Raw genomic sequence first — 17,027 nt, forward strand, 5'->3', positions numbered from 1 at the left:
TTTATGGTTTTTTATTGGTTATTAAAAACATGAACCATAAATAAGAGCTACATACAGCTTACATCAAAAAAATAAGTAAAAGTTAGAGAAAGGGCTTCTTCCTAACTCTAAAGTACTGAAAAAAAAAGAATTACAGAAGTAAAACTTAACTTACTTCATTTTCGAAGAAACTAAATACGCTGCTGCCGTAGTTTTTAGCATAGCTAAAATGTTTTACCTGAGATAAATCGGTGTGTTTAGAATGTTCTATAATTAGAACGCCTTCTTCTAAAAGAAAATCGTTTTCAAAAACCAATTCGGCAATCTTTGCAAAATCTTCGTCAGGGAAATTGTATGGCGGATCGGCAAAAACGATATCGGTTTGCATAGAAGCTTTTTCTAAGAATTTAAACACATCGCCTTTAATGGTTTGAATAGGAATATTTAAACTATCAGCTGTTTGCTTAATGAACTTGATACATCCAAAATCCTGATCGACGCAAGTGATTTGTGAAGTGCCGCGAGAAGCAAACTCATAACTTATATTACCAGTTCCGGCAAATAAATCTAATACCGAAATACTATCAAAATAAAAGGTGTTGTTTAAAATATTGAATAAGGATTCCTTTGCCATATCGGTTGTTGGACGAACTGGCAATTTTTTAGGTGCTATAATTTTTCTTCCTTTAAGTGATCCTGAGATAATTCGCATTAAAAACTGTTTATAAGTGTAAAATTAGAATGGTTTGATTTCGGAGCTTCCGTGTAAATGTAATTTTCATTTCTGCTGCCAAAGCTAACAAATCTTATGTATTTATAAGCTATGTTGTATAATTCATCGTCTTCTGCAATTTCTCCCAGCAATACCAACTGAAAGGTTTCCGGGTTTAAATTGAGCTGCTCTGTTGTGAAGAGGATGTAATAAATAAAGTCCTCTTTTGTTGTAAAATCGAAAGTGTTATAAAGTAAAAGCTTGGCTTTATCGACCACAATGATTTCAAAATGATTTTGACCAACATTTACATAAACTTTTGGAGCATCTGCATTTTTTTCAATAAGCAAAATGTTTTCAATTAATACAGAAGACACATGTTTAAAGGTAAATTCACCAAAGGTATCGTAAACAAAATTGTTAATGTTGGTGAATGGTACATAAACGTTTACACTGTCGTTAAGAACAATATCATCAGTCGCTATGTAATCAGACTTTAAAATTTTAGAATTAAACTTCAGGTAATCGGCAAGATGATCTTCATCAAATAAAGGCATAGGTACCAAGTTTGCTATTTCGTTATCATGAACGACTGTTACGGTCTCAAATGTCTCTTGCAAATTTGGGTTAGCCTCTAAAGCATTTTTTAGATGATCTAAAAGCACAAGATAATTTAGTTTCTTACCAAAATTAATTTCAGTAAGATTACTGATAGTATTGGTGTCTCTTTGTAGAATACAAAAAGAAAGTCCACTCAAACTAATTTGAATGGACAAGTCTTTATTTGTTAAAGTATTTAATTCTTTACTCGTTTGCGCCATAGTTTTTAGGCCAGTTACCAGCAGTATTTACTTCTTCCATAGATCCAACTTTTAAAACCTCGCCGTTAACACCGTCTACCGACATAACTTGGTTTTCTTGGATTACCATATCTCTATCCTGGTCGAATAGAATAACATCTTTTTTAACTGAAGCTTCAAATACAGGAATGTTAATTTTACTTTGCTCGATGAAACCAGCATCTAATTTAAATTGAGCTCCAGGCTCTCCAACTGGCACATTCATCATTGTTTTGTAACGATCAGAGTTTTTGAATAAAGAGTCTTTTACTGGTACATATCCTAAAGTATCGATAACTACAATATCCTTAAACATATCTACTCCGAAACGTTTTGTTTGCTCAACGTCAATTACAGAAGAATCACGACGTTCAGTAATAGTGAATTCAGCTGTATCGATAAATTTAATTAAATCGTTGAAATTGTCAGCGAATTTTCCAGTAACCGTTTTATGAGCCAACTCGGCATCTCTAATGTCATTTAATTTTTTGATAACTTCAGCATAACGTCTGTTTTTCTCCTGATTGAATAAGATTGGAGTGTATATAGACATATAGGTTTGATAACCTAAAAATATGATTAAAATCCAAAGTGCTATACTAATAACTGGTTTAACTTTAGAAGGAACAAATTTGTCAATTACCTTAACCAGGACAACTGTAAGTAGGATTACTGCAACAGCAATAAGAATAAATTTTAACATCGTTATTTTTTAATTAAAAAGTTATTAAAGGTCTTTCGCAAATCTACAATTTTTTTTTAATCGTAAAAATCTATTGAGAATAAAATCATTTCTATATTTGAATAATTTATAATTTTTATTCCTTTTAATGACTGCATCCGAATTTAATTCCTTAGTTAAAAAACAATTCCCATTCGAACCTACGTTAAAGCAGAGTGTTGTGTTACAGCAACTTTCAGAATTTATCTTTGACGATTCACCTAACGGATTGTATTTATTAAAAGGATATGCAGGAACAGGAAAAACAACCATAATTGGTGCGATAGTAAATAATTTATGGAAAGCGAAAAAAAGTTCGGTTTTAATGGCTCCAACAGGTCGTGCTGCCAAAGTAATATCGAATTACTCTGGTAGAGAGGCATTTACCATTCATAAGAAGATATATTTCCCTAAAAAGGATAAAGGCGGTGGGTTGTCTTTTGTATTACAACCCAACAAGCATAAAAACACCATTTTTATAGTTGACGAGGCATCTATGATTCCAGATACACCCGGAGAGTCTAAACTTTTTGAAAACGGATCATTACTAGATGACCTTATTCAATATGTGTATTCAGGACATAAATGTAAATTGTTGTTGATAGGAGATACCGCGCAGTTACCACCTGTAAAATTAGATTTAAGTCCTGCCTTAAATGAAAATACCTTAGCTCTAAATTATAATAAGGAAGTCACTCTAATGGAGTTAGACGAAGTAGTACGTCAGGAATACGATTCAGGTATTTTAGCTAATGCGACAGTGTTACGTGAAGCATTGGCGAGTGATTTTCATGATTATTTTAAATTCGATTTACACGGGTTTAAGGATATTGTTCGTTTGGTTGATGGTCACGAAATCATGGATGCCATCAACAGCGCATACAGCGATTTAGGAAACGAAGAAACGGCTATTATTGTTCGTAGTAATAAACGGGCTAATTTATACAACCAAAACATTAGAAATCGTATACTATTTAATGAAAGTGAACTGTCGGCCGGCGATTATCTCATGGTGGTTAAGAACAATTATTTTTGGGTAAAACCAACCAGTGAAGCCGGATTTATAGCCAATGGTGATATTATAGAAGTTCTTGAAATATTTAGAATTGAAGAGCTTTATGGCTTTCGCTTCGCGGAAGTAAAAATAAGAATGGTCGATTATCCCAAAATGGCCCCGATAGAAACGGTTTTATTGTTAGACACTATTGAAGCTGAAAGTCCATCGTTATCTTACGACGATTCAAACAGACTGTATCAGGAGGTTATGAAAGATTTCGCCAACGAGAGTAGTAACTATCGAAAATTTTTAAAGGTTAAAGGCAGCAAACATTTTAATGCCTTGCAGGTAAAATTCTCTTACGCTATAACCTGTCATAAATCTCAGGGAGGGCAGTGGAACACGGTTTTCGTTGAGCAGCCGTATTTGCCCAATGGCATCGATACCGATTATTTACGTTGGTTATATACTGCGGTGACACGTGCCAAAGAAAAATTGTATCTTATAGGCTTTAAAGACGATTTCTTTGAGGAATAGTTTTTGATATACAATAACTATGGCAGTAGATTCAATTATAAGCATTTGTTTGGGAATAGGTCTGGCAGCTTCGGTAGGTTTTCGGGTATTCTTACCTTTATTCACCTTAAGTTTAGCAGCCTATTTTAATGTTTGGGAACTTAACGAGTCCTGGCAATGGGTGGGGAGTTCAGCAGCATTGATAACGTTAGGGGTGGCGACCATAGTTGAAATCTTTGCTTATTTTATTCCCTTTGTAGATAATGCTTTAGATAGTATAGCTGTCCCTTTAGCCGCACTTGCAGGAACAGCTGTTATGCTTTCAACTGTGTCCGATTTAAGTCCGGTAGTAACCTGGGCATTGGCTATTATTGCTGGTGGTGGAACGGCAGCCGCTATTTCGGGTTCTTCAGGGACAACACGATTAGCTTCGACAGCAACAACAGGTGGTTTGGGAAACCCTATCGTTTCTACCGTAGAAACTGGAACATCAATAGTAATGTCTGTGCTATCTATTTTTGTTCCGGTAATAGCCTTTCTGTTTGTAATACTCATCTTGTTTATCATATTTAAATTGTATAAAAAGTTTAGTCGTCCTAAAGCTTCAAATCGATAATAAAAATTCTATTTTTGTCCTGTAAATTCAGAATGTAAAGAAATAAAAAGAAAGTTCTGAAAGCAGATATTAATAATATACGAATGAAGATAATTTCAATGATTCCGGCACGTTACAGTGCTTCTCGTTTTCCTGGAAAGCTTATGCAAGATTTAGGAGGAAAACCTGTTATTCTTAGAACTTACGAAGCCACCGTCGGTACAGGTTTGTTTGATGATGTGTTTGTGGTGACTGATAGCGAGATTATTTATAATGAAATTGTAAATAATGGAGGTAAGGCCATTATGAGTAAGAAGGAACACGAATGCGGAAGTGACAGAATCGCTGAAGCTGTTGAAGATTTGGATATTGATATCGTAATTAATGTTCAGGGAGATGAGCCGTTTACTGATAAGGAATCCTTATCAAAGTTAATTAATGTGTTTAAAGATGATCACGATAAATCTATTGATTTAGCGTCTTTAATGGTTCATATTACCGAAGAAGAGGATATAAAAAATCCAAATACAGTTAAGGTGGTTCTAGACCATTTTAATTTTGCTTTGTACTTTTCAAGAAGCCCGATTCCGTATCACAGAGACGAAACAGTTAATGTAAAGTACTATAAACATAAAGGGGTTTATGCTTTCAGAAAACAGGCAATTTTAGATTTTTACCGTTTACCAATGCTAACATTAGAAGCCTCAGAAAAACTGGAGCAACTACGCTATTTAGAATACGGAAAACGCATTAAAATGGTGGAGACCGATGTTGAAGGAGTTGAAATAGACACGCCTGAAGATTTAATACGAGCACAAAAACAATGGAAGTAAACTACCAGCACATAAAAGTAATTGGCTTTGATGCCGACGATACCCTTTGGGTAAACGAAACCTATTTTAGAGAGGCTGAAGCTAGTTTTGGTAACTTACTATCGGAGTATGAAACCTTGAATAAATTAGACCAGGAGCTTTTCAAAAAAGAGATTGCTAATTTACCGCTCTACGGATACGGAGTTAAAGCTTTTGTTTTGTCGATGGTTGAAAGCGCTTTAGAACAGTCCAATTATAATGTTTCTCAACAAACAATTGAAGCAATATTAAACATTGGAAAAGACATGCTTAATAAACCAGTGGAATTGCTTGATGGTGTTGAAGAGGTTTTAGAATCATTATCGAAAAAATATCGTTTAATTCTGGCAACCAAAGGTGATTTATTAGATCAGGAGCGTAAGTTAGAAAAGTCAGGACTAACGAAATATTTTCACCATATAGAGGTATTGAGTGATAAAAAGGAAGAAAATTATTCGAAACTTTTAAATCATTTAGATATTAATCCGTCCGAGTTTTTAATGGTTGGTAATTCATTAAAATCTGATGTGTTACCATTAGTAAATATTAAAGCACATGCGGTGCATATTCCGTTTCATACCACTTGGGCTCATGAACAAGTGTCTGAAAAAGAAACAAATGGCAAAAATTACAAAACCATTAGTAGTTTAAAGGATTTAATTACACTTTTAAACTAAAATATAATTGTGTTAAAATTCATAAAATCAAGTACGATTTTATGATGTTAATTTTAAAATAACCTTATTTTTGGGTTACGAAAAAGAAAGCATAGTAGATGAGTTATAAAAACTTTCCAATGGTACCAAGAGTTATTTTTGGTCGCGGTAGTTTCAATCAGTTAAATGATATTTTAGAACCAAAGCGTTTAAATTCAAAAGCTCCATTTATATTTTTGGTAGATGATGTATTTAAAAACAATGCCTGGTTGACTTCTAGAATCCCTTTAGCTTACGGTGATAGAATAATATATATATCTGCTGCAGAAGAACCAAAAACCTCGCAGGTTGATGAATTGGTAGAAGATATTATACTTACCACTAAAGAACGTCCCTCAGGAATTGTTGGAATAGGAGGCGGAACCTTGTTAGATTTAGCCAAAGCAGTTTCTATTATGTTAACGAACGAAGGTGAAGCTAAAGATTACCAAGGGTGGGATTTAGTTAAGAATGAAGCCGTTTATCATGTGGGGATTCCAACTATTTCAGGAACAGGAGCAGAGGTTTCAAGAACAACGGTGTTAACCGGACCTGAAAAGAAGTTAGGAATCAACTCCGATTATACGCCTTTTGATCAGGTGGTTTTAGATTCTGAGTTAACACAAGATGTTCCTAAAGAACAATGGTTTTATACAGGAATGGATTGTTATATTCATTGCATAGAATCGCTTGAAGGGTCTTATTTAAATGCCTTTAGCCAGAGTTATGGCGAGAAAGCTTTTGATTTATGTAAAGAAATATTTCTTGATAATAATCTGTCAGAAGTTGAATCTCAGGAAAAATTGATGATGGCATCCTGGCACGGTGGAATGAGTATTGCTTACTCTCAGGTGGGGGTAGCCCATGCTATGAGTTATGGTTTAGCTTATTTATTAGGAACAAAACACGGTATTGGAAATTGTATAGTTTTCGATCATTTAGAAGAGTTTTACCCTGAAGGCGTTAAATTGTTTAAAGAAATGAAAGCCAAACATAATATAGAATTACCACAGGGGATTTGTGCCAATTTAACTGATGCTGATTTCGATATTATGATTAAAGTTTCGTTAGGAATGGCACCGCTTTGGGAAAATGCCTTAGGTAAAAACTGGAAAAACATTATGACACCAGAAAAACTGAAAAGTCTATATCAAAAAATGTAGTAAAAATTTTGTTAAACAGGAATTTGAACTAGTGATTTGGCATAGATTTTGAATTTTACTTCATGTGTGGTTGTAATGAAACATAAAGTAAACAATTATTTGTCCCTTAAAAGAAACATTAATGTTCTACATACAAAAAAAGCGACTCGATTAGAGTCGCTTTTCTGGTTTTATAGATCACTATTTCACTTCCTTTAAAGCATTATCAATTAACGTTTTCAGGTGTTGCTTATGTGCTCTTGAAGAAACATCGCCACCAGAACTTGTCATCGTTTTAATCGCATTTAAATTATACAAAGCCATAGATTGTGCTAAATTAGAATATCTGGATCCTTGCTTATTTGTTAACATAGAAATGAGCATGTTTGTGTATTCTAATTGTAAATTTTGTCTGAAGGAATTCACGTTTCCAGAGATATCGGCTTTAAAAATAGAGTTGTTTAAATCTGTCATCATGGTTGAAAGCGTATACCTATTGCCATATAATTCAGAATCTGAAATTCTTTGAAGCGTATTATAATGTAATATATGACTTAAAACAGCCTTCTGGTATCCTAAAACCTGATCATGTATTTTAGGGTCTTCAGGTGTTCTGAAATTAAAACCACGACGCTGCATGGCTAAATAATTATATAAATCATTAGGTACATCAAAAGCATCAGGAGCAAATATATATTTGCTTAAGGCATTCATAGCGCGTTTTTGATCTTCTAAACTTACCGGAGTATACGGTTGTTTTTCACCTTCTTGCCCTACCATAGAACGTTCTACATAAACACCTCCAATAAATCTTGAAATGGTATTTGCGGCAGATCCTTTTTGTCCAGATAACAAATAGTAAACACGACGGAGTTCCTGGTAAGATTCTCCTGTATTACTGAAATTACCCTTTAGATCCTTCATTAAATTATTAGACAATTCAATTCGATCAACAGCCCAGGCAATTTGATTGTTCGATTGGTCTCCTGTATTTACACGAGGGTCTATAGCCTTACCGGGCGAACGCATATCATCGGCATCATTACCAAAAATATGTTCTGGTTTTGTAGATTCATTTAATAAATCCTGATGTTCCTTTTCTGTTTTAAAAGGTTTATAACCTAACTGAATAGCCCAAATATCGTAAGGGCCAACTGTAACATCGTCGTATTGTCCCTGTTTACTTCGGTCTTTAGTTACATTTAAAGCCGCATAATCCATTACTGAAGCGGTTAAACATTTTCCTTTAATAAATTCAGCATCGTTCAATTGTTCAGGTGAAAATAACTGACTCGCTTTCATATTATGATTTAGACCTAAAGTATGTCCAACTTCATGCATAATTAAAGCGGTCATTGATTCCTTTTTGATGCGCTCTAACTCAAAATCTGATGCTCCGGCAGCTTCAGCAACTGAGCTGGCAAACATCATTTCATCATGCAATTCATCACCTAAAAAGCAAAACGTATGGTCGTTTGTGTTTGATGTGTTGTTTTCGAAAGTTTTTACTGAAGATGTTAATTCAAAAACTTTATCATAGAACACACGGTTAGAAAAATGCGCAAATTCCAGCATAATATCGGCTCCTAAAATCTCTCCGGTTCTAGGGTTCACAAAACTAGGGCCGTAACCTCCAAACGGTGGTTCTGGCGACGATGTCCAACGTAAAACGTTATAGCGAATATCGCCGGCATCCCAGGTAGCATCATCAGGCTGCACTTTTACAACCATGGCATTTTTAAAGCCCGCTTTTTCAAAAGCTTTATTCCATTGTAAAACACCTTCTTTAATAGTTTCACGCCATTCTAAAGGAGTTGAATTTTCTATCCACCAGGTAATCGGTTCGATAGGTTCAGATAATTCCAGTTCCGGATTCTTTTTAACTAAATTCCAACGGTGAATTAAATCACGATACGGTGTCGAGCTTGCCGATGTTTTATCGTCTACCTGAGTTGTGAAATAACCAACTCGTGGATCGTCAAATCTAGGTTGGAAATCATTTTCAGGCATAGCAATTAAGCTATGATACACTTTTATGCTTACGTTTCTGCCATCAGCAACAGCATTCGAGCCGCCATTTAATACAGAAGGTTGAGAGTAAACATATTCAACTTCCATATTAGTGTTTTCAGGATAGTTGTTAATGTCTGATATTTTGGTTTTCGATTTGTCTAAATTCCCAATCTTAAACTCTGTTGGAGATGATCCTGGTCTTGATGGATTTTTAATTTGGGAAAAGGTTTCTGCTAAAAATAAATTATCGGCATTAATTAAATAAAGTTTTTTGTCTTTATCGTAAGCTGAAATTTCTATACTAGCCATATTGCCTTCACTAATATTAGCATCTTTTGATTTAGATAAAGGATTTTCAGGGTCGAAGTAGAAGGACGTATTTTGCGTAATAAATTCAATTTTATTGAAATACTTTTCAACTTTGAAAACTTTAGAACCCCGGTACATGCCTCTTATAACTCTTCCGGCATCCATGACACCATCTGATATCTGACTGAAATAAATGTATTCTTTACCAAGCTGCTCTTCAGAAATAACCATTTGAAGGGAGCCTTTTATGGTATCCTGATAAATCTTAAATAAACCATCGATTTCCTTACTCGTTTTTACGAGTTCAGCTATGGTTTTGTCTTTGCTTTTTTTAGGCGTTTCGGCGACAATTTCCGTTTGAGCATCTTTTTTCTTTTTTTTCTTGTTTTGAGCTTCCATGTTTGAAGGATTCAAAAAGCAGAGCGATGCCAGTGCAATACATGCGTAATGGTGAATGTTTAGTTTGTGTTGCTTCATATTTTGATTTGAATTTCAAATGATTGAAGCTAAAAATACCCATTTAATAGATTGTTTTTATCTTTGAGAACGTTAAAAATTGCTTAATAAAAAAGTTTAGTTATAAATTACCTAAAATCTTATCCATAACCCAACTGGTATGTAATGCTGAAGCACCAAGCGAAGGATGTGTAAAATTACCTTGAATAAGCATGTTTCGCATATCTTCAACATGGTAGATTTGAATGTGTTTTGGGTGCTCGATATGTAACGTTTCTTTATTCCTGTCACTTTTTAATTTTATAGGTTTCTCATGAAATATAGCAAATTCAATGCTGCCTTTGCTTCCTAGAATGGTGACTTTGTCTAGTCTATCGTTACAATCAAAATTCCAGAATGCCGATCCGGTTACATTATTTTCGTGTACCCAGCAGGCGGTTATGGCATCTTTTGCAGAATAGTTACCTTGTTGATTGAGGCTAATACCCTTTATTTCTTTGATGTTTCCTAAAATAAAGGTGAAAAAATCTAAACCATGGCTTGCTAAATCATCGAAATAGCCTCCTGGAGCGATTTTTACATCGGTTCTCCAGTTGTATTCACCAGATTTGTCTAAGTCGGAAGCAGGTGCGCTGAATTGCCAACTGATGTGTCGAACATCACCAATTTCATTATTGTCAATCCATTCTTTTATTTGTGTAAAGCGAGGTAATGAGCGTCTGTAGTAAGCCACAAAAAGCGGAATATTCTTTTCATTAAAGGCATTGTATATGGCTAAACTTTCCTGATAACTGGGCGCCATTGGTTTTTCTATACAACAAATTTTTCCTGCTTCGGCTACCTTTAAAGCATAAAACATATGAGAATCTGGTGGTGTTGCAATATATACAGCATCAATATCAGGATCGTCAATGAGTTGGTCGGCATCTGTATAGTATTTTTCAATTTGATGACGTTTTGCGTAGTCTTTAACCTTATCTGCATTTCTCCGCATGACAGCCGTTAACTCAAAACCTTTTGTTAGTTTGTATGCAGGTCCACTTTTTACTTCGGTAACATCACCGCAGCCTATAATGCCCCATCTAATAACTGTATTGTTTTTTATCATGTGTATATATTTTCTTTCTAAAATTAAGATTTATTCGTAAAGACAAACGTTGCTAATATAATCTTTATGTTAAGAATATTAGAAAAGAAAAAGGCTATCAAAATTAATGATAGCCTTTTCAATATTTATAGTAAAGAATTATTCTTCAACTTCTTGCATCGTGTGGTACACGTTTTGCACGTCATCGTCTTCTTCAAGTTTTTCTAAAAGCTTTTCTACATCGGCAGCTTGCTCGGCAGAAAGTTCTTTAGTTACCTGAGGTATACGCTCGAAACCTGATGATAAAATTTCAATACCACGAGATTCTAACTCCGCTTGAATGGTTCCGAAGTTTTCGAAAGGGGCATAGATTAAAATGCCATCTTCATCAGCAAATACTTCTTCTGCACCAAAATCGATAAATTCAAGTTCTAATTCTTCTGGATCTAAACCATCAGCTTTAATTCTGAAATTACAGGTGTGGTCGAACATAAATACTACCGAACCTGAAGTTCCTAAGCTTCCGTCGCATTTATTAAAATAACTACGAACGTTAGCTACAGTTCTCGTATTGTTGTCGGTTGCCGTTTCAACTAAAACAGCAATACCATGTGGTGCATAACCTTCAAAAATAACTTCTTTATAATCACCCTGATTTTTATCTGAAGCTCGTTTAATGGCACGTTCAACATTGTCTTTAGGCATGTTTACCGACTTGGCATTTTGTATTACCGCTCTTAAACGTGCGTTGCTGTCCGGATCTGGGCCTCCTTCTTTAACAGCCATTACAATATCTTTACCAATGCGAGTAAACGCTTTACTCATCGCCGACCAGCGCTTCATTTTACGTGCTTTTCTAAACTCAAAAGCTCTTCCCATAATTTAATTATTTATATCAAGTCACTTAAAAAGTGACTTTTTAGAGGTTATTGTTATTTTATATTCAACTGCAAATTTAACAAAATCTATAAAGGATTTGTGCTAGATTTTAAATTGTTGTGCGTATTTATTCTTCGTCCTCTGGTTCTACAATGGCTTCAATGGCTTTTGCTAAATCAAAATCCTTTTCGGTTACACCATGCGCAGAATGAGTAGACAACGAAATGGTTAGTATATTATACGTATTAGACCAGTCCGGGTGGTGGTTTAATGCTTCGCACTCGAAAGCAATGCGACTCATGGCACTAAAACAGTCTTTAAAGTTGTCGAATTCAAATTCAGCGTGAATGGCATCGTCATAATAGTCCCATTCTGGTAATGAAAGTAAACGTTTTTCGATATCTTGTTCTGATAATTTGCTCATAATCTATGGTTTTTAATTGGGTTATAATTAATTACAATGTACTAATTAAGAATTGTAAAATCAATTATATTTCTAATTCTGTTAAAATTTCCTGACTTAGTAATTGCAGGTTTTTAGGTAGCATGTTGTATTTTGGTAAAACAGCTAAATACCGGTCGTCGTTTGTGGTGTATACACGTTTATAAATAGCTTTTTTGAAGCCGGATACTTTTATTATTTCACGAATAAACTCATCGTGATGTACCAAATCGGTGCTTCCTAAATGAAATATGCCCGATTTGTTTCGGTTGATGATATAGTGAATCTGTTGCGTCACTTTGGTGTGTGTGGTAACATTCATAATTAAATTAGGAAAGACTTCAACAGGTTCCTTATCATGAATATGCTGAGCAATTTCTTTGATTCTTGGTGAATTGGGGCCAAAAACCATTGGTAATCGAAGTATAGCGACTTTCTTTTTTGGAAGTCTTAAGAGCATATTTTCAATTTTAATTTTGAAATGCCCGTAAATGCTGTTACTAAGGGTTTTGTCTTCTTCATAACTCGGGTATTTGCTGTACGCATCAAATACATTAGCCGAAGACAGAAAGATGAATTTGGTTTTATGGTTGCTAATGTATTCAGCAACATGTTTATGAGCTATAAACTGTGCAGCAAAATCGCCACGAAGTGCCGATATAATGATGCTGGGTTTTACAACATCGAGAATTTCATAAACATCATCCTCTTCAAAGTTATACTGAAAGAAATGCTGATTTCTTTCGTATTGCTTGTTTTCGGTATTGAAGGTGCCGAAAGTGTTAAAATAGGGGCATAGCTCTTTATAAATTGCATTGCCTAAAAAGCCGCTAGCCCCTAATATTAATATTCTATGTTTTTCTTCGTTTTGCAAGCGTTTCATAACATAGAATTTTGTGTTTATACCTTATAAAAAGGCAGTTTTACTACAGTAGCAGGAACTGCATTTTTACGTATTTGGATGTAGATTTTGCTTTCTAGTCCAGTTAATTCTGTTGGAACATACCCTAAACCAATACCTTTACCTAAGCTTGGCGACATAGTTCCTGAAGTAACATTACCAATTTTGTTGCCTTCTGCATCAACGATGTCGTAACCTTGACGCGGAATACCACGTTCGTCTAATTCGAAAGCGACTAATTTGCGTGTTACTCCGTTTTCTTTTTGCGCTTTTAAAGCTTCAGAATTTGTAAAGTCTTTCGTGAATTTTGTAATCCAACCTAAACCGGCTTCAATAGGAGAGGTGGTGTCGTCGATATCGTTTCCGTATAGGCAATATCCCATTTCTAAACGAAGCGTATCACGAGCAGCTAAACCAATTGGTTTAATTCCGAAATCGGCACCAGCTTCAAATACTTTATCCCAAACTTGTTGAACATCTTCATTCTTTACATAGATTTCAAATCCACCACTTCCGGTATATCCGGTTGCAGAGATGATTACGTTATCGATACCAGCAAAATCACCAACTTCAAAAGAATAAAATTTTATAGCTGATAAATCGTGACTTGTTAAGCTTTGCATCGCTTCGATAGCCTTTGGTCCTTGAATAGCTAATAGCGAGTATTCATCGCTTAGGTTACGCATGTCTGCACCTACATCGTTTTTAGATTGAATCCAGTTCCAGTCTTTATCTATGTTACTTGCATTAACAACTAATAAGTATTGTTCGTCTTTAATTTTATAAATAATTAAATCGTCTACAATTCCACCATTATCGTTTGGCATACAGCTGTACTGCGCTTTACCAATGGTTAATTTAGAAGCATCGTTAGTCGATACTTTTTGAATTAAAGCTAATGCATGTTCACCTTCAATTAAAAACTCACCCATGTGAGACACGTCGAAAACACCAACGGCGTTTCTTACGGTTTCGTGTTCAATATTAACTCCTTCATATTGTACAGGCATGTTGTATCCTGCGAAAGGCACCATTTTAGCACCCAGAGCAATGTGAGTTTCTGTTAAGGCTGTATTCTTCATTTACGTAATATTTTAGTTTGTGACGCAAATGTATTGAAATTTTATAGATACCTGATTTTATATAAAGTTAAAAAGAACTTAAGATTGAAGACATAAAAATGGGGTATTCTCATTTTTTAAATCTGAAAAGTGTCAAGAGTGACACAAAAGCCCAAACACCTTCTAAAATAATAAAGGGCCAGTAGTTTAAAAGAACTGAAGCAAAGCATGCTGTTGAAGCTCCAATAAAATTTAGAAGTATAAAAGCCATATGCGTATTTGAAATTCTGTTACTAACGTTCAAAATATAAGCCAGGAGAATTAATGCAACGCCAATGAAGCCAATCCAGTCTGTTAAATTCATTTTAGTCCTTTTGATTTAATTGTTTAACAACCCTTGCCGGATTACCAACCGCTAAACAATCGGCAGGAATGTCTTTCGTAACAACCGATCCGGCACCAATTACCGAACGGTCGCCAATAGTAACTCCTGGACAAATAGTAGCGTGGCCACCAATCCAGCATTCTTCACCAATGGTTACTGGGCGTACGTCTTCCCATACGCGTCTATCTTTAATATTTAACGGATGTCTGGCTGTATAAATATGAACACCTGGAGCTATTAATGTTTTTCTGCCAATTGTCACTTTTGCGCCATCCAGAATAACAGCTCCAAAGTTTATGAATACGCCATCACCGGCAAAAATATTTTCTCCGTAATCACAATAAAAAGGTGGTTCTAAGTGAATGTTTTTAGCCGAATTTGGGCACAATTCATTTATGGTATCCTCAAACTTATCGGTGTAATATTCAGTAACGTTTAGTTTGTGCAGAATATGTTTTACTTTGGTTCTGATGCCGATCATTTCCTCACCATGTGCATCGAAAGGCTCTCCGGCAAGCATTTTTTCCTTTTCTGATTTCATCTGTTAATATTTTATTGGTTTTTAATTGTCAGATGGAATGCCCTAATTATCATATCGGTTTGTTTGTAACTTATTAACAGAGGGCATTACATATTTAAACATTTGAGATAATAAATTTACGAGTTATTTACTTCAATAAAAAAGCGTTCCACAATTGAAACGCTTTTTTATTAGTAATGCTGATTCCTTTTTTCTTTATATAATTTTATAAATTTTTCATCTAATTCATCAGAGTCTTTATATTTTACACGCATTTCTTCTAATTCTTTTTTCAGTCTGGTAACAACTTCAGCATAATCAGGATGGTTGTAAACATTATTCATTTCTTGCGGATCGTTTTTAAGATCGTATAATTCCCACTCATCAACATCGTAATAAAAATGAATTAATTTGAACTCTTTAGTTGCAATGCCATAATGACGTTTAACCGAATGTTCGGCAGGATATTCGTAATAATGATAATACACACCATCACGAGTCCATTCTTCGGTTTTTCCTGTTAATAGCGGCATCAAACTTTCTCCTTGCATATCATCAGGAATGGCTATTCTGGCTGCTTCTAAAAAGGTTTGTGCAAAATCTAAATTCTGAACCATCTCATCGCTCGTTATACCTGGTTTAATTTGGTTTGGCCATTTAATCATTAAAGGCGTTCTGAAGGATTCGTTATACATAAAGCGTTTATCGAACCAGCCATGTTCTCCTAAGTAAAACCCTTGATCGGAAGTATACACAACGATGGTATTATCTTCTAAATCATGGTCTTCTAAATAGTCTAAAACACGACCAATATTATCATCAACTGTAGAAATACACGCTAAGTAGTCCTGCATGTAACGTTGGTATTTCCAACGCATTTTGTCTTCATCAGTCATTGTTGGCCAATGGTCTTTAAAATCCTTATTGATAGCATCTAAAATAGGCATGTATAAGGCTTTTTGCTCTTCATTCATTCTTGAAAAATCACCGTGATTGAACATGCCTGTGTTTCTCTTATCGGTGTTTGCACCAAGAGCATCAACAATTTCAGGAAACACTTTCAAGTCGTAAGACAACAGCATGTGATTTAATATGTTCATCTCGGCAGTTTTAGCAGCCGTTCCTCTGTTGGAATAATCGTCGAATAAAGACTCTGGTTCAGGGAATGTACGTTGAGAATAAGCTTTAAACCTATCTGGTTTAGGCCACCAGGCACGGTGTGGCGCCTTATGGAGATACATTAATAAGAATGGTTTAGTGGTATCTCTTTTTTTATCCATCCATTCAATAGACATATCTGTGATAATATCTGTAGCATAGCCTTCTGTCTTAACTATTTCTCCGGTTGTAGTAATAAAATCAGGATTAATATAATTCCCTTGTCCTGGAAGAATCATGAAGTCATCGACACCTTTGGGACTATTTCCAAAATGAAGTTTTCCAAACATTGCGGTTTGATAACCCGCCTTTTGAAATAATTGTGGGAATGTAACCTGAGTGGTGTCAAAAGGGGACAGGTTATCTATTTTTCCATTAATATGTGTGTGCTTTCCGGTAAGAATTGTTGCTCTTGATGGGGCACATATGGAATTGGTAACTGAGGCATTGGTAAATAAAATTCCATCGTTGGCTATACGGTCAATATTAGGTGTTGTAGTTAACTTATCACTATAGGCACTTATAGCCTGATAAGCATGATCGTCGGACATGATAAAGATAATATTCGGACGTTTTGATGTTGTTTCTGCTTTATCTTGAGTTTTATTGGCTTTCCCGCAAGAAATCAGTAAGGATAGTGATAAGGTTAGGGTCGAAAATTTTTTAAAATTCATAGTTGATTTTAAGTAGAAAATTTGAAAGTTTTAGTTTGAGTAGTAAATATAAACATTCATATCAATTCGTTCGAACAAAAAAAAAGCGTTTCAAT

At 34.9% G+C, this 17,027-nt stretch carries 17 protein-coding genes; 5 read left to right on the forward strand and 12 right to left on the reverse strand.

The genetic code is table 11. From position 1 onward, the window contains the following. Positions 1–145 precede the first annotated feature (145 nt). From rsmD to R1X58_RS13675, 3 genes are read right to left on the reverse strand one after another with little or no spacing between them, the layout of a single operon-like run. Positions 146–691: a 16S rRNA (guanine(966)-N(2))-methyltransferase RsmD gene (gene rsmD / locus R1X58_RS13665; RefSeq protein WP_240573972.1), complete on the reverse strand. Its 546-nt coding sequence runs from the start codon at positions 689–691 to the stop codon at positions 146–148. Next, a complete protein-coding gene (locus tag R1X58_RS13670) occupies positions 691–1,512 on the reverse strand; it encodes a DUF3822 family protein (protein ID WP_240573969.1) in 822 nt (273 codons plus the stop codon). Before R1X58_RS13670 ends, rsmD begins: the two co-directional genes overlap by 1 nt. Then, complete coding sequence (locus R1X58_RS13675; RefSeq protein ID WP_240573967.1) at positions 1,496–2,233, reverse strand: hypothetical protein; 738 nt, start codon at positions 2,231–2,233, stop codon at positions 1,496–1,498. The genes R1X58_RS13670 and R1X58_RS13675 overlap by 17 nt, the downstream gene beginning before the upstream one ends. 127 nt (positions 2,234–2,360) lie before the next feature. Here R1X58_RS13675 and R1X58_RS13680 point away from each other — a divergent pair, with 127 nt between their 5' ends. The 5 genes from R1X58_RS13680 (at position 2,361) to R1X58_RS13700 (ending at position 7,068) form a co-directional block, all read left to right on the forward strand. After that, positions 2,361–3,785, forward strand: coding sequence for an ATP-dependent DNA helicase (locus R1X58_RS13680; RefSeq protein ID WP_240573964.1), 1,425 nt, complete (start codon positions 2,361–2,363; stop codon positions 3,783–3,785). 19 nt (positions 3,786–3,804) lie between these two features. Further along, the gene (locus tag R1X58_RS13685) at positions 3,805–4,380 is read left to right on the forward strand and encodes a DUF4126 domain-containing protein (protein WP_240573962.1); all 576 of its coding nucleotides are present in this window, start codon (positions 3,805–3,807) and stop codon (positions 4,378–4,380) included. Positions 4,381–4,463: 83 nt separating this feature from the next. Next, positions 4,464–5,192, forward strand: coding sequence for a 3-deoxy-manno-octulosonate cytidylyltransferase (kdsB, locus tag R1X58_RS13690; protein WP_240573960.1), 729 nt, complete (start codon positions 4,464–4,466; stop codon positions 5,190–5,192). Continuing rightward, the gene (locus tag R1X58_RS13695; protein ID WP_240573957.1) at positions 5,183–5,887 is read left to right on the forward strand and encodes an HAD family hydrolase; all 705 of its coding nucleotides are present in this window, start codon (positions 5,183–5,185) and stop codon (positions 5,885–5,887) included. Before kdsB ends, R1X58_RS13695 begins: the two co-directional genes overlap by 10 nt. Before the next feature lie 98 nt (positions 5,888–5,985). After that, entirely contained in the window at positions 5,986–7,068 is a 1,083-nt protein-coding gene (locus R1X58_RS13700; RefSeq protein WP_240573954.1) for an iron-containing alcohol dehydrogenase family protein, read from the forward strand. A 180-nt stretch (positions 7,069–7,248) separates the two neighbouring features. Here R1X58_RS13700 and R1X58_RS13705 read toward each other — a convergent pair whose 3' ends face one another. The 9 genes from R1X58_RS13705 to R1X58_RS13745 all read right to left on the reverse strand — a co-directional run bounded on the left by R1X58_RS13705 (position 7,249) and on the right by R1X58_RS13745 (position 16,932). Beyond that, complete coding sequence (locus R1X58_RS13705) at positions 7,249–9,846, reverse strand: zinc-dependent metalloprotease (protein ID WP_240573950.1); 2,598 nt, start codon at positions 9,844–9,846, stop codon at positions 7,249–7,251. Between the two features lie 100 nt (positions 9,847–9,946). Beyond that, a complete protein-coding gene (locus R1X58_RS13710; protein ID WP_240573947.1) occupies positions 9,947–10,933 on the reverse strand; it encodes a Gfo/Idh/MocA family protein in 987 nt (328 codons plus the stop codon). Positions 10,934–11,071: 138 nt separating this feature from the next. After that, entirely contained in the window at positions 11,072–11,791 is a 720-nt protein-coding gene (locus R1X58_RS13715) for a YebC/PmpR family DNA-binding transcriptional regulator (RefSeq protein WP_240573944.1), read from the reverse strand. 127 nt (positions 11,792–11,918) lie between these two features. After that, the gene (locus tag R1X58_RS13720) at positions 11,919–12,215 is read right to left on the reverse strand and encodes a 4a-hydroxytetrahydrobiopterin dehydratase (RefSeq protein ID WP_240573941.1); all 297 of its coding nucleotides are present in this window, start codon (positions 12,213–12,215) and stop codon (positions 11,919–11,921) included. A gap of 64 nt (positions 12,216–12,279) precedes the next feature. Then, the gene (locus tag R1X58_RS13725; protein WP_240573938.1) at positions 12,280–13,116 is read right to left on the reverse strand and encodes a sugar nucleotide-binding protein; all 837 of its coding nucleotides are present in this window, start codon (positions 13,114–13,116) and stop codon (positions 12,280–12,282) included. A gap of 17 nt (positions 13,117–13,133) precedes the next feature. Beyond that, positions 13,134–14,216 (reverse strand): glycine cleavage system aminomethyltransferase GcvT, encoded by a 1,083-nt coding sequence (gene gcvT, locus R1X58_RS13730; RefSeq protein WP_240573935.1) that lies wholly within the window; start codon positions 14,214–14,216, stop codon positions 13,134–13,136. A 109-nt stretch (positions 14,217–14,325) separates the two neighbouring features. Further along, positions 14,326–14,559 carry a CBU_0592 family membrane protein gene (locus R1X58_RS13735; RefSeq protein ID WP_317292987.1) on the reverse strand — a complete coding sequence of 78 codons (234 nt, stop codon included), beginning with the start codon at positions 14,557–14,559 and terminating at the stop codon, positions 14,326–14,328. 1 nt (position 14,560) lies between these two features. Beyond that, a complete protein-coding gene (locus R1X58_RS13740) occupies positions 14,561–15,121 on the reverse strand; it encodes a sugar O-acetyltransferase (protein WP_240573932.1) in 561 nt (186 codons plus the stop codon). A gap of 170 nt (positions 15,122–15,291) precedes the next feature. Beyond that, the gene (locus R1X58_RS13745; RefSeq protein ID WP_240573928.1) at positions 15,292–16,932 is read right to left on the reverse strand and encodes a sulfatase family protein; all 1,641 of its coding nucleotides are present in this window, start codon (positions 16,930–16,932) and stop codon (positions 15,292–15,294) included. Positions 16,933–17,027 lie beyond the last annotated feature (95 nt).

Origin of the sequence: Aestuariibaculum lutulentum (genome assembly GCF_032926325.1) — a bacterium.
In the GTDB taxonomy this organism is placed as follows: Bacteria; Bacteroidota; Bacteroidia; order Flavobacteriales; family Flavobacteriaceae; genus Aestuariibaculum; species Aestuariibaculum lutulentum.